17 protein-coding genes are annotated in these 18,452 nt (G+C 75.4%); 9 read left to right on the plus strand and 8 right to left on the minus strand.

From position 1 onward, the window contains the following. Window positions 1-14 precede the first annotated feature (14 nt). Together ABEA81_RS26580 and ABEA81_RS26585 are read right to left on the minus strand one after the other, a co-directional pair. Window positions 15-4,757: an Lhr family helicase gene (locus ABEA81_RS26580; RefSeq protein ID WP_345608217.1), complete on the minus strand. Its 4,743-nt coding sequence runs from the start codon at window positions 4,755-4,757 to the stop codon at window positions 15-17. A gap of 61 nt (window positions 4,758-4,818) precedes the next feature. Next, on the minus strand, window positions 4,819-5,718 hold the full coding sequence (locus ABEA81_RS26585; RefSeq protein ID WP_345608219.1) for a DMT family transporter: 900 nt from the start codon (window positions 5,716-5,718) through the stop codon (window positions 4,819-4,821). Window positions 5,719-5,758: 40 nt separating this feature from the next. On the opposite strand from ABEA81_RS26585, the gene ABEA81_RS26590 reads away from it, so the two are divergent. Further along, window positions 5,759-6,316, plus strand: coding sequence for a TetR/AcrR family transcriptional regulator (locus tag ABEA81_RS26590; protein ID WP_345608221.1), 558 nt, complete (start codon window positions 5,759-5,761; stop codon window positions 6,314-6,316). Here ABEA81_RS26590 and ABEA81_RS26595 read toward each other — a convergent pair. Then, window positions 6,302-7,246: an arginase family protein gene (locus tag ABEA81_RS26595; protein WP_345608223.1), complete on the minus strand. Its 945-nt coding sequence runs from the start codon at window positions 7,244-7,246 to the stop codon at window positions 6,302-6,304. The genes ABEA81_RS26590 and ABEA81_RS26595 overlap by 15 nt on opposite strands. On the opposite strand from ABEA81_RS26595, the gene ABEA81_RS26600 reads away from it, so the two are divergent. From ABEA81_RS26600 to ABEA81_RS26620, 5 genes are all read left to right on the plus strand, one after another. After that, window positions 7,137-7,943: an ArsR/SmtB family transcription factor gene (locus ABEA81_RS26600; RefSeq protein ID WP_345608225.1), complete on the plus strand. Its 807-nt coding sequence runs from the start codon at window positions 7,137-7,139 to the stop codon at window positions 7,941-7,943. The two genes, ABEA81_RS26595 and ABEA81_RS26600, sit on opposite strands and share 110 nt — an antisense overlap. A 2-nt stretch (window positions 7,944-7,945) precedes the next feature. Continuing rightward, complete coding sequence (locus ABEA81_RS26605; RefSeq protein WP_345608227.1) at window positions 7,946-8,407, plus strand: SRPBCC family protein; 462 nt, start codon at window positions 7,946-7,948, stop codon at window positions 8,405-8,407. Window positions 8,408-8,505: 98 nt separating this feature from the next. Next, complete coding sequence (locus tag ABEA81_RS26610; RefSeq protein WP_345608229.1) at window positions 8,506-9,930, plus strand: hypothetical protein; 1,425 nt, start codon at window positions 8,506-8,508, stop codon at window positions 9,928-9,930. A gap of 74 nt (window positions 9,931-10,004) precedes the next feature. Beyond that, on the plus strand, window positions 10,005-10,802 hold the full coding sequence (locus ABEA81_RS26615) for an SDR family NAD(P)-dependent oxidoreductase (RefSeq protein WP_345608231.1): 798 nt from the start codon (window positions 10,005-10,007) through the stop codon (window positions 10,800-10,802). A gap of 131 nt (window positions 10,803-10,933) precedes the next feature. Then, on the plus strand, window positions 10,934-12,166 hold the full coding sequence (locus tag ABEA81_RS26620) for an MFS transporter (protein ID WP_345608233.1): 1,233 nt from the start codon (window positions 10,934-10,936) through the stop codon (window positions 12,164-12,166). A 10-nt stretch (window positions 12,167-12,176) separates the two neighbouring features. Here ABEA81_RS26620 and ABEA81_RS26625 read toward each other — a convergent pair whose 3' ends face one another. Next, window positions 12,177-12,305, minus strand: coding sequence for a hypothetical protein (locus ABEA81_RS26625; RefSeq protein ID WP_345608261.1), 129 nt, complete (start codon window positions 12,303-12,305; stop codon window positions 12,177-12,179). 94 nt (window positions 12,306-12,399) lie between these two features. After that, a complete protein-coding gene (locus ABEA81_RS26630) occupies window positions 12,400-13,701 on the minus strand; it encodes a CoA transferase (protein ID WP_345608235.1) in 1,302 nt (433 codons plus the stop codon). Between the two features lie 29 nt (window positions 13,702-13,730). Between ABEA81_RS26630 and ABEA81_RS26635 the strand changes: the two genes are divergently transcribed. Beyond that, the gene (locus ABEA81_RS26635; RefSeq protein WP_345608237.1) at window positions 13,731-13,925 is read left to right on the plus strand and encodes a DUF3046 domain-containing protein; all 195 of its coding nucleotides are present in this window, start codon (window positions 13,731-13,733) and stop codon (window positions 13,923-13,925) included. A 40-nt stretch (window positions 13,926-13,965) separates the two neighbouring features. Here the strand turns inward: ABEA81_RS26635 and ABEA81_RS26640 are convergent, their stop codons facing one another. Both ABEA81_RS26640 and ABEA81_RS26645 read right to left on the minus strand, forming a co-directional pair. Then, on the minus strand, window positions 13,966-14,349 hold the full coding sequence (locus ABEA81_RS26640; RefSeq protein WP_345608239.1) for a VOC family protein: 384 nt from the start codon (window positions 14,347-14,349) through the stop codon (window positions 13,966-13,968). A gap of 44 nt (window positions 14,350-14,393) precedes the next feature. After that, complete coding sequence (locus tag ABEA81_RS26645) at window positions 14,394-15,101, minus strand: helix-turn-helix transcriptional regulator (RefSeq protein WP_345608241.1); 708 nt, start codon at window positions 15,099-15,101, stop codon at window positions 14,394-14,396. A 346-nt stretch (window positions 15,102-15,447) separates the two neighbouring features. On the opposite strand from ABEA81_RS26645, the gene recA reads away from it, so the two are divergent. Further along, window positions 15,448-16,488 (plus strand): recombinase RecA, encoded by a 1,041-nt coding sequence (recA, locus tag ABEA81_RS26650; RefSeq protein WP_345608243.1) that lies wholly within the window; start codon window positions 15,448-15,450, stop codon window positions 16,486-16,488. 2 nt (window positions 16,489-16,490) lie between these two features. After that, the gene (gene recX / locus ABEA81_RS26655) at window positions 16,491-17,507 is read left to right on the plus strand and encodes a recombination regulator RecX (protein ID WP_345608245.1); all 1,017 of its coding nucleotides are present in this window, start codon (window positions 16,491-16,493) and stop codon (window positions 17,505-17,507) included. Window positions 17,508-17,543: 36 nt separating this feature from the next. Here the strand turns inward: recX and ABEA81_RS26660 are convergent, their stop codons facing one another. Further along, complete coding sequence (locus tag ABEA81_RS26660; RefSeq protein ID WP_345608247.1) at window positions 17,544-18,272, minus strand: DsbA family protein; 729 nt, start codon at window positions 18,270-18,272, stop codon at window positions 17,544-17,546. Window positions 18,273-18,452: the final 180 nt, after the last annotated feature.

The following is an 18,452-nucleotide window of genomic DNA, read 5'->3' on the forward strand; positions in this document are numbered from 1 at the left end:
CCGATCTTCCTCGGTCAGGCCCGCAGGCGCAGCCCCTTCGGCGTGACGCGGAACCCGGCCTCGGTGAGCACCTCGGCCAGGTCGGAGCCGAGCGAGCCGACACCGTCGGCGCGCTCGACAGCGAGGCTGCCGAGCCACCCCTCGTGCACCGCGCCGGCGAGCGCGTGGGCGGCGGCCCCCAGCTCGTCGCGGTCCGTGCCGAACGACAGCAGCGACCGGCCGCCCCGCTCGACGTAGAGCACCGGGGCGCCCTCGACCAGCACGACGAGCGCCCCCGCCTTGCGCCCCGGCCGGTGCTTGGTGTCGCCGACCGTGTCGGGCCAGGCCAGCGCCGCACCGTAGGGCTGGGCCGGGTCGGCGGCGGCCAGCACCACGCTGGAGCGTCGACCGTCGGTCGGGCCGTCGGGGCGCGAGAGCGCCCGGAGGCGATCGATCGCGCCCGGCACCGCGAACTGCGCCGCCCCGAGCCCCTCGACGACGTACCCGCGGCGGGCGCGGCCGGAGTCCTCCATCGCCCGCAGCACCCGGTACACGGCGGCGAACCCGCCGCTGACCCGCTCCGTGCCCAGCGCGCCACGGGTGAGCACGCCGTGGCGCTCCAGGAACGCCTCGGCGCGGGCGTGGGCGCGGCGGGTGGGGTCGGGCTCCCGCGTGACGGCGAGCGACCAGCGCCCGGCGACCGACGGGGGCCCGGTTCGGCTCGGCATCGGGGGACGCCCGGCGCGCAGCTGGGCGTACCGGCCGCGGCCCGCAGTGCGCCGCGTGCGGTGGGCGGGCGCGGACCGGCCACCGCCGGACAGGCGCGCCCGCAGCGGGGTGAGCGTGTCGTTGGTGAGCAGGCCGGCCCAGACCAGGTCCCAGACCGCCGCGACCACGGTGTCGTCGGGCGGCGCCTGCTCCCCGACGTCCAGCAGGGTGCGGGCGGTGCGGTCGGCGAGCTCCCGGAAGAAGAGCGCGCCGCCGGAGAAGGCGCGAATCGGCGCAGCGCCGCCGGAGAAGGCGCGAATCGGCGCAGCGCCGCCAGCGGCCGGTGGAACGTCGAGGTCGGGCATGCCCAGCGCGGCGAGAACGGCCCGGTGCAGCGGGGTGGTGACGGAGTCGGCTTCCGGCTCGGGCAGCAGCAGGTCGGCGACGTCGGCCGGGGCGACCGCGAGCCAGCCGTCGGTGCCGCCCAGCGGGCCGCACCCGGTCCAGGTGACCTCGCCCGCCGCCGTCAGCTCGTCGAGCAGCGCGGGGGTGTAGCCGGGCAGGCGGGCTGGGAGCACGAGCGATTCCAACGCGCTGGCCGGCAGCGGCGCCCCCGCGAGCTGCTCGACGACGCCGAGCACGTCCTCCGCGCCGGGTGCCCGGCGCATCCGGCCGCGGCGCTCACCGCCCGGGGCGGCCTGCACCCCCTGCCACGCGGGCAGGAACCGGCCCAGCGCCCGCTGCTCGACGGGCTCGACCTCGGCCCGCAGCCGGGCGAGCGAGGCCCGCCGCAGCCGTCGCAGCACCTCGGCGTCGCAGTACTCCACCGGGTCGGCGGTGTGGGCGGCCGCGGGCTGCAGGGCGAGCGGGCGCAGCTCCCCGCGGACGAGCCGGCCGGAGCCGACAAGCCGGTCGAGCACGCCGGCCACGACCGCGACTCCCAGCCCGAACCGGGTGGCGCACTCGGCGGCGGCGAACGGGCCGTGGGTGCGGGCGTAACGCAGCACGAGGTCGCCGAGGGGGTCGGCCACCGGCTCGGTGAACGTCTCCGGCACCCCGACCGGGAGTGCCGCGCCGAGTGCGTCGCGCACCCGGCCGGCGTCCTCGATGGCGATGAAGCGTTCCTCGCCCGCGATGCGCACCCGGATGGCCCGCCGGGCGGCCTCCAGCTCCTGCAGCCACTCCTCGGGCACCCCGCGGGCCGCGCCCTCGGCGGTGGTGAGGTCGCCGAGGAACCGCAGCAGGTCGGCGGCGCCCTCGGCGTCGCGGGCGTGCCGGTCGGGGGCGAGCCGCTGCAGCTGCGCCTCGACCTCGGCCACCACCTCCGGATCGAGCAGCTCGCGGATGGCCTCCGAGCCGAGGAGCTCGGCCAACAGCGTGGAGTCGAGCGAGAGCGCCGCCGCCCGGCGCTCGGCGAGCGGCGCGTCGGACTCGTAGAGGAACATCCCGACGTAGCCGAAGAGCAGGCTGCGCGCGAACGGCGACGGCGCCGGCGTGGTCATCTCGACCACCCGCACCTTGCGCCCCTGCACGTCGGCCATGAGCTCCCGCAGGCCGGGCAGGTCGTAGACGTCCTGCACGCACTCGCGCATCGCCTCGAGCGTGACCGGGAACTGCTCGTAGCGCCCGGCCACCGTGAGCAGCTGCGACGCCCGCTGCCGCTGCTGCCACAGCGGGGTGCGGCGCCGCGGGTCGCGGCGGGGGAGCAGCAGCGCCCGCGCGGCGCACTCCCGGAACCGGGAGGCGTAGAGCGACGAGCCGCCCAGCTCGGCGACGACCACCTGCTCCACCTCCGCCGGATCGAGCAGCACGTCCTCCGCGGTGGGCATGACCTCGGCGCCAGAGTCGTCCACCGCGTCGGGGAGCCGCAGCACGATGCCGTCGTCGGCGGCCGACGCGTGCACCTCCACCCCGCGCCGCTCCCGCATCCGGGCCGCGATCGCGAGCGCCCACGGCCCGTTGACCTTGGCCCCGAACGGCGAGTGCACGACGAGCCGCCAGTCGCCCAGCTCGTCGCGGAACCGCTCCACGAGGATGGTGCGGTCGCTGGGCACGTGGCGGGTGGCCTCGCGCTGCTCGTGCAGGTAGGCCACGAGGTTGTCGACGGCCCACTCGTCGAGGCCCGCCGCCGCGGCCCGCTCCCGCGCGGCCTCCTCGGACAGACCCGCCATCTCGCGCACGAACGCCCCGACCGCGCGCCCCAGCTCGAGCGGCCGCCCGACCTGTTCGCCCTTCCAGAACGGCATCCGCGCGGGCTGCCCCGGCGCGGGGGTGACGATCACGCGGTCGTGGGTGATGTCCTCGACCGTCCAGCTCGACGTGCCGAGCAGGAAGGTGTCGCCCACCCGAGACTCGTAGACCATCTCCTCGTCGAGCTCGCCCACCCGGGAGCCGCGCCCGTCGGCCCCGCCGGGCGTCATCACGGTGAACAGGCCGCGGTCGGGGATGGTGCCGCCCGAGGTGACGGCGAGCCGCTGCGCCCCGGGCCGGCCCTGCAGCGTGTCGGTGACCCGGTCCCACGTGATGCGGGCGCGCAGCTCGCCGAACTCCTCCGACGGGTAGCGGCCTGCGAGCATGTCGAGCACCGCGTGCAGCGCCGACTCCGGCAGCGCCGCGAACGGTGCCGCCCGCCGGACCACCCGGGCGAGGTCGTCGAGCTGCCACGCCTCCAGGGCCGTCATCGCGACGACGTGCTGGGCGAGCACGTCGAGCGGGTTGCGCGGGTAGCGCATCGACTCGATGGCCCCCGCCGTCATCCGCTCGGCGACGACCGCGCAGGACACCAGGTCGCCCCGGTACTTCGGGAACACCACGCCGCGGGAGACGGCGCCGACCTGGTGGCCGGCCCGCCCGACCCGCTGCAGCCCGGACGCCACGCTCGGCGGCGCCTCGACCTGCACGACCAGGTCGACCGCGCCCATGTCGATGCCCAGCTCCAGGCTGGAGGTGGCGACGACGCACGGCAGGCGGCCGCTCTTGAGCTCCTCCTCCACGAGGGTGCGCTGCTCCCGGGACATCGACCCGTGGTGCGCCTTCGCGACCGTGGGCGGTGCGCCGCCCCCGATCCCGGACTGACCGATCGCCTCGGCGGGAAAGGCGTCGAGATCGACCGCCTCCTCCGCCTCCTCGGCCGCGAGCTCGTTGAGCCGGGCCGTGAGCCGCTCGGCGAGGCGGCGCGAGTTGGAGAACACGATCGTGGACCGGTGCTCGCGCACCAGCTCCAGCAGCCGCCGCTCCACGGCGGGCCAGATCGACGGCCGCTGGGCCGTGCCGGCCGCGGACCCGATGACCTCCTCGTCGGAGCTGCCCACCGCGGGCTGCTCGTCGAGCGCGGCGAGGTCGGGCACCGGCACCTGGACGGCCACCTCGATCGTCTTCGGGATCGGCGGCTGGATGACCTCGACGGGGCGCGCGCCCGCGAGGAACGTGGAGACCTCGTCGACGGGGCGCACGGTGGCCGAGAGCCCGATCCGCTGCGCGGGCCGGGGGAGCAGCTCGTCGAGCCGTTCGAGGGACAGCGCGAGGTGCGCTCCCCGCTTGGTGCCCGCCACGGCGTGCACCTCGTCGACGATGACCGTCTCCACGCCGCGCAGCGACTCCCGCGCGGCGGACGTGAGCAGCAGGAACAGCGACTCCGGGGTGGTGACGAGCACGTCGGGCGGGGTACGGGCGAACTGGCGGCGCTCGTCGGCCGGGGTGTCGCCGGTGCGCATGCCCACCGTGATGTCGGGGACCGGCAGGCCCAGCCTGGTGGCGGCCTGTCGGATGCCGGCGAGCGGGGAGCGCAGGTTGCGCTGCACGTCGACGGCGAGGGCCTTGAGCGGGGACACGTACAGCACCCGGCACCGGTGGGCCGCCTCGGCCGGGGGACCGGCGGCGAGCCGGTCGAGCGCCCACAGGAACGCCGCGAGGGTCTTGCCCGAGCCGGTGGGCGCGACGACCAGCGCGTGCCGCCCCGCCTGCGCGGCCGCCCACGCCCCCTCCTGCGCGGCCGTGGGCGCGGCGAAGGCCCCGCGGAACCAGTCCGCGGTGGCGGGGGAGAACCGGTCGAGCGCCGTCACGCCCTCCATGATGCGCTCGGGGTCCGACAGTTCCGGCTCGGCGTTGTACGAGCGGCACTCTCGTCCGAACCTATTGGACGAGAGTGCCGTTCGTCCGATCCGGGCTGGCGGGGTTCGCCCGCAGCGCGAGGGCCACCCCTGCGGCACAGACTGCCACCCCGGGGAGCGCGAGCGAGCCAGGTGTCTCGCCGAACATCAGGAACGCCCAGAGCATCGTGGTGGGCGGGGTGAGGTAGAGCAGCGTGCTCACGCGCAGGGCGCCGCTGCGCCGCAGGACCAGCAGGTAGGCGCCGTAGCCGCCGAAGGAGGACAGCACCACCACCCACGCGACGGCCCACCAGAACCCGGGGTCGGCGGGCGGCCGGAGATGCCCCGCCGCCCCCGCCACCGCGACGAAGGCGCCCGCCGCGAGGACGCTCTGCACGGTGAGGGCCTCCAGCGGTGACTCGGCGGGGCGCCAGCGCCGCTCCAGGAGCGTGCCCGCGGTGAGCGCGGCCATCCCGCCGATCGGGAGCAGGAACGCCCACCACGGGGCGCTGCCGGGGCCGACGTCCCCCGCGACGACCAGGCCGACCCCCAGCAGGCCGAGCGCGAGCCCGGCCCGCCGGCGCGGTCCGATGCGCTCCCCGAGCACCGGGCCGGCCGCGGCGGCGACGAGCAGCGGCTGGACGGAGGCGATCAGGGCGGTGGTGCCGGCGGGCACGCCCATCCCGACGCCCGTCACGACCCCGCCCAGGTACAGGCACTGGCAGAGCAGGCCGAGCGTGCCCTGGCGCAGCAGCGCCCGGGCCCGCAGCCGGGTGCCCAGCGCCAGTGCGAGCCCGCCGAGCAGGGCGGCCGCCACGATGTACCTCCAGGCCAGCAGCGTGTCGGCCGGGACGTACCGGGTGCCGAGCTCCGCTCCCACGAAGCCGGAGCTCCACATCACGACCAGTGCCGTGCCCGCTGCCGCGTCCGCGCGTCGATCCATGGCAGCGACGTAACCATACCGGTGGGTATACTCGCAGTGGATGAGTACCGATTTCTCCATCGCGCCGCTCACGCCCGCAGGTGAGCGGCTCCTCGATGCGGCGGCGGACCTGTTCTACCGGCGGGGTATCCGCGCCGTCGGCGTCGACCTGATCGCCGACGTCGCGGGCACCACGAAGAAGACCCTCTACGACCGGTTCGGGAGCAAGGACGCGCTGGTCGCGCTGTACCTGCGGCGCCGGGCGCAGCTGTGGCAGGCGTTCGTCGGGGACCACGTCGAGCGGGTGCCGCCCGGCCCGGGGCGCGCGCTCGCCGTCTTCGACGCGCTCGAGGAGTGGCTCGTCGACCAGGACCGCGGCTGCGCGTTCGTCAACGCCAATGCCGAGATCGGCGGCACCGGTCATCCCGGGGAGGCGGTCATCCGCGCCGACAAGGCGGCGATGCGCGCGCTGTTCACCGGGCTGGTCGGCGGTGACGAGGACCTGGGCGCGCAGCTGCACCTGCTCTACGAGGGGGCGAACGTCGCCGTGACGGCGGGCGGGCAGGCCGACGGGATCGAGCAGGCGCGCCGCGCCGCCACGCGGCTACTGCGCGGCTGACAGCTCCTCCACGAGGCCCGCGAGCAGGCGAGCGGCTCCGCTGCCCTGCCGGTAGGTGCACGCGATCCCGACCGCGGCGACGCCGCGCCGCGCGACGACCCCGCGGACGGCGTCGGTCACCGCGGTGAGCGACGGCCCGCCGGTCGCCGGGAACAGCAGGCCCGGGAGGTCGTCGGGGCTCGTCACGTCCACGTCGACGTGCAGGTAGACCGGCTCCCCGACGTCGGCCACCCGGTCGACCGGCACGCGCCGGATCCCGGACCGCGCGAGGTACTCCGCCTCCGGCGGGTCCAGGTCCCGGGCGTCGACGAGCACCACGTCCCGCTCGGGCACCGGGCGCAGCCCGAGCCGCTCCGGGGCGGTGCGGTCCGAGCCGCCCACCAGCTGGCGCACCGGGAACCCGCCCAGGTAGCCCGACGTCGACGTCTGCGGTGTCTGCACGTCCCCGTGGCCGTCGAACCAGACGACGCGCGGATCGCGCCCGGCCCGCTGCAGCCCGGCGACGACGCCGAGCGAGGTCGTGCAGTCGCCCGAGAGCACGACCGGGACCCGTCCGGCGCGGGCGTCGTCCGCCACCGCCTCGGCGACCTCCTCGTAGAGCACCGCCATCCGCTCCCACGGTGTGCCGGGCGGGAGGTCCGGGGCGATCGTGCGGTCGGCGGCGAGCGGGAGCTCCAGGTCGGGCAGGTGGTCGTCGAGGTGGAACGGGACGGCGATCACGGTCACGCCGCCAGTCTCGCGGCGCGATTGACATGCAGCCAATCGGCTGCCTATCCTGAAAAGGCAGCCGGACGGCTGCATGAATGACCGGACGGGCGGTATGGACGAGGTCTTCAAGGCGCTGGCCGACGCGAGCCGCCGCCGGCTGCTCGACAGCCTCAACGCCCGCAACGGGCAGCGGCTGAACGAGCTGTGCGCAGGCCTGGACATGGCCCGGCAGTCGGTCAGCAAGCACCTCGCGGTGCTCGAGGACGCGAACCTCGTGACCACGGTCCGGCGCGGCCGCGAGAAGTGGCACTACCTCAACGCGGTGCCGATCCACGCGATCGCCGACCGCTGGATCCACCAGTACGACCGGCGGCGGGTGGAGGCGCTCGCCGACCTCAAACAGGCATTGGAGGCCCCGATGGGGGAGCCCGCGTTCGTCTACACGACGTTCATCACCACCACTCCGGAGCGGCTCTGGCAGGCGCTCACGGACCCGGCGTTCACCCGCCGGTACTGGGGCGTGACCTTCGAGACCGACTGGCGGCCGGGGTCGCCGATGGTCTGGGAGCAGGGCGGCCACCGCGTCGTCGACCCCGAGCAGGTCGTGCTGGAGGCCGAGCCGTACCGCAGGCTCGCCTACACCTGGCACACGATCACGCCCGGGTGGGCCGCCGCCAACGGCATCGACGACGACGTCCGCGCCGCGCTCGCCGCCGAGAGCCGGTCGAAGGTGACGTTCGAGATCGAACCGTTCGGCGAGACGGTCAAGCTCACCGTCGTCCACGACGACTTCCCCGCCGGCAGCACGATGCGCGCGATGGTCGGCACGGGCTGGCCGCACCTGCTCTCCGGTCTCAAGACCCTGATGGAGACCGGCAACCCGATGCCGGCGGTGCCGGCCGAGGCGTGGAGGAGCTGACCATGATGCCGAGGGTCGAGGTCTCGACGCTGATCCGCCGTCCGCCCGCGGAGGTGTTCGCCGCGTTCGTCGACCCGGCCATCACCACCCGGTTCTGGTTCACGAAGAGCAGTGGGCCGCTCGCGCCGGGAGCTACGGTGCGGTGGGAGTGGGAGATGTACGGGGTCGCGGACACCGTGTGGGTCGAGGATCTCGAGGAATCGGAACGGATCGTGCTGAAAATGGGCGCCGACGGTGCGACGACTGCGGAGTTCCGGTTCGTCCGGCGAGCGGAAGGCACCGTGGTCACCGTCGTCGAATCCGGCTGCTCCGGCACGGCCGACGAGGCGATCGCCCATGTCGCGGGCTCGACCGGCGGCTACACCACGGTGCTGTGCGCGGCGAAGGCCCTCCTCGAGCACGGGATCGAGCTGGGGGCGGTCCGCGACAAGTTCCCGGACAACTGGGTGCAGGGCGCCCGGTAATTGCATTCATGAACGACACGCGCATTTCGTGACCCCCGCCTGCCACGGATCGACGATGCCGTCTGGCAGCCTCGCCTTGTCGAGGCGAGGAGTCGGCAATGATCTATCGCTCACCATTCCGGCCGGTCGGTCACGTCCTGCTGATCTCGATGGTCCTCACCGCGATGAGCTTCGCGATCGCGATGACCAATCCGGACCGGGATACGCGCAACGAGCTCGCCCGCTGGCTCGACGCTCTCGGCGAGAACAGCCTTCCGGCCTGGTGGAGCACCGCGTTGCTGCTCGCGGTGGCGGTCGCGTTCACGGTGACCGGCACGGCCGCCCGCGCCGGCCGGGTGGCCGGGGCGGGGGCGTGGTTCACGGCCGCGGCGATCGCCGGTGCGTTCTCCCTGACCGACCTCAGCGGGGTGCACCGCAGGCTCGGCGGGATCGGCAGGCTCGTGCTCGGGGACGGCGTGCTCACCCGCAGCTGGTTCGCCGTGGCGGCGGTGCTCGTGCCGGCGCTCGCCGCGGTGCTGGTCGTGCTGGCGGCCCGGGTGGGAGCCCCGTCGGGCCGGCTGCTCGTGGGCGGCGGCGTGCTGCTCATGGCGTCGGCCGTCGGCGGGGAGCTCGTCGCCGCGCTGCTCGGCGGGCGCACCGGGCCTGCCCCGGCGCCGGTGCTCGTCGCGCACCTCGGGGAGCTGGGCGAGAACGCCGGTGCCGCGCTGATGCTGGCCGCGGCGCTGCGGGTGCTGGTCCGGTCCGCGGACGGCGACGTGCTGCGGGTGCGGCACCGCGCCGGGATCGGCGCCGGCGGCGGCGTGCCGATGCGCCTCACCACCATCTGGTGGTGGCTGGTCGGGGTCAGCGGGGCGCTGGCGCTGCTCAGCCTCGGGTTCGTGCTCGCCGACCCCGCGCAACCGGTGCTGCGCGACGTGCGCCTCTTCGTCGACCTGCTCGTCGAGCACAACCTGCCCACCTGGTGGAGCGTGGCGTTGCTCGCCACCGCGGCGCTCGTCCACTTCGCGACGTTCCTGGCCGCGCGGATCGCCGGGGCGCCCGAAGCGCGGTCCTGGCTGGTCACCGCGGCCGTACTCGCCGTCCTGTCGCTCGACGACCAGAGCCAGCTGCACGAGCGCTCCGAGCAGCTGGGCCGCCTCCTGGTCACGGAGACCGGCGACTTCCCCTTCTACTGGCTGATCCCGGGAGCGGTCGCCGGCGTGGCGGTCGCCGCCGCGGTGGCGGCGCTCGCCGTCCGGGTCCACGCCCGTGCGCGCCTCCGGCTCGTCGGGGGCATCGCGGTGCTGCTCGCCACGGGGCTGGGCCTCGAGGCCGTCCAGGGCCTGTTCATGGCCGCGCGGAACGAGGGGATCGGCTTCGTGATCGGCTACCACGTCGAGGAGCTCGGCGAGGACGTCGGGGTGATCCTCCTGATCGCGGCGGCGGCCGCCATGACCCGCGTGTCGTGCGACGGCCGCCTCACCCTGTCCTACACCGGCCTGCCCGCACCGCTCCCGGACCCCGTCCCGGTCCGCACCGGGTAGCGGGGATCGGACGCCGGTGTGCGGCGTCCGATCCCCGCCAGCCCGGGCGCCCGCGGGGCCGCAGGCTCGACGCCGTGGATCTCAACCTCATCGACAAGGTCGCCGTCGTCACCGGCGGCAGCAAGGGCATCGGGCTCGCGACCGCGCGCACGCTGCGCGCCGAGGGCGCTCGCGTGGTCGTGGCGTCCCGCAAGGGCAGCGCCGAGCTCGACGCGCTCGGCATCGTGCACGTTCCCGCCGACCTCACCGACCCGGACGCGCCGGCCGCCGTAGTCGCGCACGCCGTCGAGGTGTTCGGCGGTCTGGACATCCTGGTGAACAACGCGGGCGGGCCACCGCCCGGCGCGTCCCTGCCCCGCTTCTCCTTCCTCCCGCTCACCGACGCCGACTGGCGCGAGATGTTCGAGTTCAACCTGTTCTCCGCGGTACGGGCCGTGCGGGCGGCCATCCCGGTGATGGTGGAGCGCGGCGGCGGCGCGATCGTCAACGTGTCGTCGTCGAACGCGCGCCAGCCCGGTGCGATGAACGCCGACTACGCCGCGGCGAAGGCGGCGCTCACCAACCTGACGAAGGCGCTGTCCGAGGAGTTCGCGCCCCGGGGCGTGCGGGTGAACACGGTCTCCCCGGGGCCGGTCCGCACGCCCTGGTGGACCGACGACGGCGGTGCCGCCGACGTCCTCGCGGCCGCGTTCGGCACCGACCGCGACGCGGTGCTGGAGCGGGTGGCGCCGGAGGCGATGGCGTTGACGACGGGGCGGCTGCTCGACCCGCAGGAGGTCGCCGACGTGATCGCCCTGCTCGTCTCCCCGCGCTCGGCGAGCACGACGGGCGCGGACGTGATCGTGGACGGCGGGTTCCACAAGGCGGTGTAGCGGCGAGCGGTATGCGCCCACGCGGCCCGTCGACCAGTCGCCGCCGGTCGCGTCGGAGGAGCACGGGTGCGCCGGGCACCGGGGTCCGGAACACGCTGGCGCCTCGGGCCGGGGCCGTTCAGGATCTGTCCGTGCCCGTCGAGATCGCCGTCCAGCGCCGGATCCTGCTCGTGCTCGCCGCCGCCCAGGTGCTGGGTGGGGTCGGGGTGGCCGGTGCGATCGCCGTCAGCTCGCTCGTGGCCAGCCGGCTGTCGGGATCCGAGGCGGTGGGCGGGCTGGCGCAGACCAGCACGGTGCTCGGCGCCGCGGCGGGGTCGTTCGCGGTGGCCCGGGTGGCCGGGCGGGCGGGGCGGCGGCCCGCGCTGTGCCTCGGGTACGGCGTGGCGTCGGTCGGTGGGGCGGGTGCGGTGGTCGCCGTGTCGGTGGGCAGCGCGCCTGCGCTGCTCGTCGCGCTGCTGCTGGTCGGGGCGGCCACCGCCGCGGGCCTCGCCGCCCGCTTCGCCGCCACCGACCTCGCGGCCCCCGACCGAAGGGCCCGCGCGCTCTCGATGATCGTCTGGGCGACCACGGTGGGTGCGGTCGCGGGCCCGAACCTCGCCGCCCCGGTCCAGGCCGTGGCCGGGGGGCTGGGCCTGGAGCCGGCCACCGGCCCGTACCTGCTCTGCACCGGAGCGTTCGCCGTGGCCGCCCTCGGCACCTGGGTGGGTCTGCGGCCGGACCCGCTGCTCGCCGCCCGAGCCGCGGCGGGGCCCGAGCCCGGCAGGCCGCCCCGTGCGCCGGAGGTGCGGGCCGCACTCCTGTCCTCACCCGCCGCGCTCCTCGGGCTCGGGGCGATCATCGTGGGCCACCTGCTGATGGTCGGCCTGATGTCGATGACGCCGGTGCACATGGACCACGGCGGCGCCACGCTCGCGGTCGTCGGCCTGGTGATCAGCCTCCACGTCGCCGGGATGTACGCGCTCAGCCCGCTGTTCGGCTGGCTCGCCGACCGCGCCGGGCGCCCCCGCGTGCTCGCGCTGGCCGCGGTGCTCCTGCTCGCGTCCGGGATCCTGTGCTCGCTGTCCGGGCCGGCCGACACCGGGCTCCTCGCCGCAGGCCTCGTGTTCCTCGGGCTCGGCTGGTCCGGCGGCCTGGTGGCCGGGTCGGCGCTGCTCAGCGAGTCGGTGCCGGTCCGGGTGCGCACCGGCGTGCAGGGCCTGGCCGACGTCGCGATGAACGTGAGCGGCGCCGTCGGCAGCATCTCGGCCGGGCTCGTGTTCGCCGGGACGTCGTACGCGGTCCTCGGCGTGGTGGCCGCGGTGCTCGCCGTGCCGTACCTGGTGGCGGCCGCGTCGGCGGGGCTGCGGGTGCGCCCGGCCACCTGAGGTCCGGGCGTCAGCGGCGGCGGTTGTACCACCACCAGCGCAGCAGCACGACCAGCGACGTCAGCAGCCCGAAGAGGATCACCAGCCGGCCGACCGGTGACGAGAGGCCGGTGGGGTCCTGGGCGAGAACGGACATCACGGACGTCGACGCTACCGGCAGGCCGCTCCGAACGGGGTGATCTCGTCGGCGGAAAGGCCGCACGCTCGATGCCCTCGGCGCACCGCGGCGGCGATCACGCACCGGGCGGGTCGTCCCAGCAGGGCCGGGCCGTCCCGTACGACGGGGCCGGGGCGGGCCAGGTCAGGGGCAGGCCGTCGACCGTGCCGGGTGGGAGGGCGAGGGTCAGGCGGCCGTCGGGGGCGTCGAGGTCGACCAGGTGCGGCCCCGGATCGGCGTCGGGGACGTCCTCCGGCGCCACGCGGGGGAGGGACTGCAGCCACGCCGCCGTGCCGGCCAGCGCGAGGCGAACGTGGTGGGTGCCGCCGCCGCGGCGCTGCTCGGCGAGCGCGAGGAGCGCGCCGGCCGCCGCGAGGTAGCCCGTGGCGTGGTCGAGCACCTGGGCGGGCAGGGCGCCGGGCACGCCGTCGGTGCCCTCGGCCTCGGCGATCCCGCACGCCGCCTGCACGATGCTGTCGAAGCCGCGCCGGTGCGCCCACGGCCCCTCGGGGCCCCACGCCGACAGCGTGACGACCACCAGCCCGGGGTGCCGCCGCGCCAGCTCGGCGGGGGCGAGCCCGAAGCGGTCGAGCGCGCCCGGGCGGTAGCCGGTGACCACGACGTCGGTGCCGGCCAGCAGTTCCTCGAGCACCGGCCCGTGCGCGGCGAGGTCCAGCAGGGCGCTGCGCTTGCCGGGCAGCGTGTCGTAGGCCTGCAGCGGGATCTCGGGCCGGTCGGGCGCGTCGAGGCGCAGCACGTCGGCGCCGTGGGCCGCGAGCGTGCGCGTGGCGACGGGCCCGGCGATCACGCGGGTCAGGTCGAGCACGCGGGGCCTGCGGGCCGGGCGCGGTGGCGCGGCGCCCAGCACCCGCCGCTCGACGAGCGGCGGCGGCGGGCCCGCCGCCGCGCGCCACGCCTGCTCGGCGCGCACCGCCGCCCCGACGCCGCCGGCCTCGTGCAGCGCGTCCTCCAGTTCGAGCGCACCGCGCTCCGCGATCGCCGCCGGCACGTCGCCCTCCGCGCAGCCCAGTACCCGCAGGGCCGCGGCCCGGTGCCACGGGTAGTTGGCGTGCAGCCGCAGCCAGCCGTCGGCCGTGCGGTGGAAGGCCGACAGCGGGTCGAACGGGCTGCCGACCGCCCGGCCGTCGAGCCGGACGTGGCGCTCGCTGCGCAGGGCCACTGCGAGCGCTGCGGTGTCGAGGGCGACCGGCACCCCGCGCGTCGCCGCCAGCAGGCTGGCGCCCACCGCCGCGGCGCCCACGTCGGTGACGGGGAACGCCGAGCGCAGCACCACGGGCGGGCCGCCGACGCGGATGCGGGCGAGCTCGCCGCCGGCACCTCCGAGCGCTCTCCACACCGCGGGCAGCAGATCCGGCACCCCTGCAGCGTGCCACTACCGTGGTCGGGGTGCGATTGACCTACTTCCGCGAGCTGATGGAGACCGAGTTCGGCGTCGCCCGTGCCGCGGCGGTGGCCCGCGACCACGTGTTCGCCGAGCTGGGGGGCCGCACCGTGGAGCAGGCGCTCGAGGCCGGGATCGAGCCGCGAGAGGTGTGGAAGGCGGTCTGCGACGCCTACGACGTCCCGCCTGCGCGGCGGTGACGACCGCGAGGGCCCGGGACGTCCCGGGCCCTCGCCGTCGTCATGCGGCCGGCGGGGTGAAGACGCCGAACCGGTTGCCGGACCGGTCGAGCAGGTGGGCGAACACCAGCCCGTTCGGTGTGGTGACGGGCGGCACGAGTACCTTGCCGCCGAGCCGCTCGGCGTCGGCGCACACGGCCGCAGCGTCCTCGACGAGCACCAGGAACGTCGCGTGGTTCGTCGCGCCGCCGTCGGTGCGTGCGATACCGCCTGCCGGCCCTCCGCCGCCTGCGTAGCTGACGAGGTCGTAGCCCGGCGAGGCCGGGTCCGGCACGACGTTCCAGCCGAAGAGGCCGCCGTAGAACTCCCGGGCGGCCGCGGGGTCCTCCGTCCCGATCTGGAACCAGGTGACGGTGTTGGGTGCCGGTGCGGTGGTGTTCGTCATGGCGCCACCGTCCACCCGCTCCGCGACAACCCCCTGTCGGTGTTTCAGACCAGCTGCAGCGCGCGGAGGACGAGGTCGTCCGGGAGGTCGCACTTCAGCTCGTCGACATCCCGGTGCGGGGCCGTGTCGTCGAGCAGGACGGCGGTGCGGATCCGGTCGGTGCGGAACACCCGGCCCCCGCCCCGGAGGCGGCACCAGCCGAGCAGGTACCAGCAGCGGGTGCCCGCGGTGAACGCGACCGGCTCGACGGCACGCTCGGTGACCACGCCCGCGCGGTCGACGTACTCGAGCCGCACGACGCGCCGCGCGGCCACCGCCTCCTCCAGCACCGCGGGCACCGCGGCGGGGGCGTCCGGCCGGGCCGGGGCCAGGAACCCGATCCGGTCGGCCAGCTCCCGGGCGGCGGCGCCGTCGACCGCCGACATCGCCGAGACGATCTTGTGGAGTGCCGTGCGCGCGGCACGGCCGTACGGCGAGCCCTCGGCGCGGCCGAGCGTGATGGCGACCGCGACCGCCTCGGCAGGGGTGAAGTTGAGCGGCGGCAGGGTGCGGCTCTTGTCGAGGGTGTAGCCGCCGGTGCGGCCGACGTCGGCGTAGATCGGCACGCCCGCCTGCTGGAGCGCCGAGATGTCGCGCTCGACGGTGCGCGCGCTGACCTCGAAGCGGGCGGCCAGCTCGCGGGCGCTGACGCGGCGGGGAGCGCACGCCCGTAGCTGCTCGACCATGGCGTACAGGCGGTCGGTGCGGTTCACGGGTCGACGGTAGGGCGCCCCACCGACAGCGAGGTCGGCGAGCGGCCCGCGGTGTGCCCGCCACGCACCCCGTCTCCCGGCACGCGCCCCGTCGAACGGTCGCGCGGGCCCACGCGGGCTGCGCCGGGTGACACGGGGTGCGGCGGCGTCGGGGGAGCGTCCGGGCACGGCATCCGCACCGCCCGGCGTGTCCTGTGGTCGATCGAACAGGTGTTCGCTACGATTCCATCCACATCGCGGTGCGACTGTCCACAGATCGTCACCGCCCCGCGCGGATCGTCGGTGGCGCCCCTTACCGTCGACGCCGACGACAGACCCGTCCGAGCACTGAGGTGGAGACCCGGCGATGAGCACACCCGACCGCGAGAAGGCGCTGCAGCTCGCCCTCGCGCAGATCGAGAAGAACCACGGCAAGGGGTCGGTGATGCGCCTCGGCGACGACACCCGCCCGCCGATCGGGGTGATCCCCACCGGGTCGATCGCGCTCGACCTCGCGCTCGGGGTGGGTGGTCTGCCCCGCGGCCGTGTGGTGGAGATCTACGGCCCGGAGTCCAGCGGTAAGACCACGGTCGCGCTGCACTCCGTGGCCAGCGCGCAGGCGGCGGGCGGCGTCGCGGCGTTCATCGACGCCGAGCACGCGCTCGACCCCGAGTACGCCAAGGCGCTCGGTGTCGACACCGACGCCCTGCTGGTCTCGCAGCCCGACACCGGGGAGCAGGCCCTCGAGATCGCCGACATGCTCATCCGCTCCGGCGCGCTGGACATCATCGTCATCGACTCGGTCGCGGCGCTCGTCCCGCGTGCGGAGATCGAGGGCGAGATGGGCGACAACCACGTGGGGCTGCAGGCCCGGCTGATGAGCCAGGCCCTGCGCAAGATCACCGGCGCGCTGAGCAACTCGGGGACCACGGCGATCTTCATCAACCAGCTGCGCGAGAAGATCGGCGTGATGTTCGGCTCCCCCGAGACCACCACGGGTGGGAAGGCCCTCAAGTTCTACTCCTCGGTCCGCCTGGACGTCCGCCGCATCGAGACGCTCAAGGACGGCTCCGACATGGTCGGCAACCGCACCCGTGTCAAGGTCGTCAAGAACAAGGTGGCGCCGCCGTTCAAGCAGGCCGAGTTCGACATCCTCTACGGCGTCGGCATCAGCCGCGAGGGCTCCCTGATCGACGTGGGCGTCGAGCAGGCGATCATCCGCAAGTCCGGCGCCTGGTACACCTACGAGGGCGACCAGCTCGGGCAGGGCAAGGAGAACGCCCGCAAGTTCCTGCGCGACAACCCCGACGTCGCCAACGAGATCGAGAAGCGGATCAAGGAGAAGCTCGGGATCGGCGCCCAGGTCGACGCCGAGGCCGAGCCGCTGCCCGCTCCCGTCGACTTCTGAGCATGGCCGATGCCGGCCGGGTCGCCCGGCTCGACGGGATCGGCGGGATCGGCGGCGAGGGCGAGGAAGGTACGAGCGCACCGGTCGCGCGGTTCGGCGAGCTGCTCGCCACGGGCGCGACCCCCGCGCCGGTCGCCGACCTCGCCGCGCCCGCACCGGCCGGCGAGGGGACGCTCGATCAGCGGAGCACGGGCGCGGCTGCACCCGGCCCGGAGGCGCTGTTCGACAACCCCTCGATCGGCGTCGGCCGCGATGACGTCACCGTGGCCGAGCTCGGCGCCGGTGCCCTGCACCGGCGGGCCACCCGCGGCGGTCGGCGGCACACCGGCGCCGAGCGGGGCGGCTCCCGCCGTGCAGCGGGAGCGCCGAGCCGCGAGCAGGCCTCGCCTGCCGAGCCGCCGGAGCGGCCGGTCGATGGGGGCGAGCAGGCCGGCGCCGACGGGCCGCGAAGGCGCCCGCGCGGCCGGCGCGGACGTGGGCCCGAGGAGCTCGACCCCGACGCCGACCCCGTGGCCGTCGCCCGCGAGGTGTGCCTGCGGCTGCTCACCGACCGCGCCCGCACCCGGCAGGAGCTGGCGACGGCGCTGCGGCGCAAGGGCGTGCCGGACGACGCGGCACGCACCGTGCTGGAGCGGTTCGACGAGGTCGGCCTCATCGACGACGCCGCGTTCGCCGGGCAGTGGGTGCGCTCGCGGCACACCCAGCGCGGCCTCGCCCGCCGGGCGATCGCCATGGAGCTGCGGCGCAAGGGCGTGAGCGACGAGGACGCGGGGGAGGCGCTGGCCGCGGTCGATGCGGAGTCCGAGGAACGGCGGGCCCGCGAGCTGGTCGACCGCAAGCTCCGCTCCATGGCCGTCGGCACCCCGGACCAGCGGACGGTCGCCGGGCGACGGCTGGTCGGCATGCTCGCCCGCAAGGGCTACGGCGCCGGCACCGCCTACCGCGTGGTGAAGGAGGCCCTGGCCGAACGCGGGGCCGAGTCCGACGAGCTGGGCGACGGCGACATCCCGGAGGACTGAGCCGCGACCTGCGCGCCGGACACGGCGCGCGCGGCACTACTTCTTCAGCCGTCGGCTGCCTCCGTGCCAGTCCTCCTGATCACCGACCTCGCCCTCGCGCCAGCCGAGTGCGCGCAGCTGGACCTGCTCACGGAGGCTGCGCTTCAGCTCGGCGAAGCCGGGGAATCGCGCCAGGCCGATGACGTGGTCCCACAGCTCCGCGGCCTGCTCGTCGGTCGGCAGCCGACTGATCACCGGCCCGAAGAACGCCACGCCCTCCGGCGGCTCGAAGTGCAGGATCGGCGTGCCGACGTCCTTGCCCGTGAGCGAGAGCGCCTCGTCGGTCTCGGCCCGGATCTCGGCGTCCCACGCCGCGTCGTCGAGGGCGTCAGCGAGCGTGGGCGGGAGCCCGACCGAAGCCAGGATCGGCTCCACGAACGTGCGGGTGCCGCGCACCTCGCGGGCCGCGGCGTCGTTCCTGGCGCCCTCCCGATCGAAGATCGTCGTGCCGAGCGCAGCGTAGAGCGGCTCGATCGTCTCCCGCCCGTACTCGGCCCGGGTGCGGGCCGCCATCCGCAGCAACCGCAACCCCGACGTGTGGCCTGCCTCGTACTCCGGCGGGAAATGCTCGGCGTAGTTCACCTCGGCGTTCACCAGCCGTAAGGAGATGAAGCGCCAGTCGACGCGGTAGTCGCGCTGCGCCTGCACCATCCGCACCCACTTGCTGGTCATCCACGCGAACGGGCACACCGGGTCGAAGTAGAAGTGGATGTCCGCATTCGCCACCTGCCGACGGTAGCTCCCTCGCGGGGCGGGGCCGGGTCACTAGGGCACCATCCTTCCTACGGGCCCCGTGATCATGGTGGGGTTCGTTGAAGGGATCCGGCGGGAGCCGGGGTGACGGCCTGGTGGGGTCGCTCGTGGAGGGCCTGCATGACACTGCCGCCCCCGGCTCTCGCGGGGCTG

The organism is Pseudonocardia adelaidensis, from assembly GCF_039543345.1.
Lineage (GTDB): Bacteria > Actinomycetota > Actinomycetes > Mycobacteriales > Pseudonocardiaceae > Pseudonocardia > Pseudonocardia adelaidensis.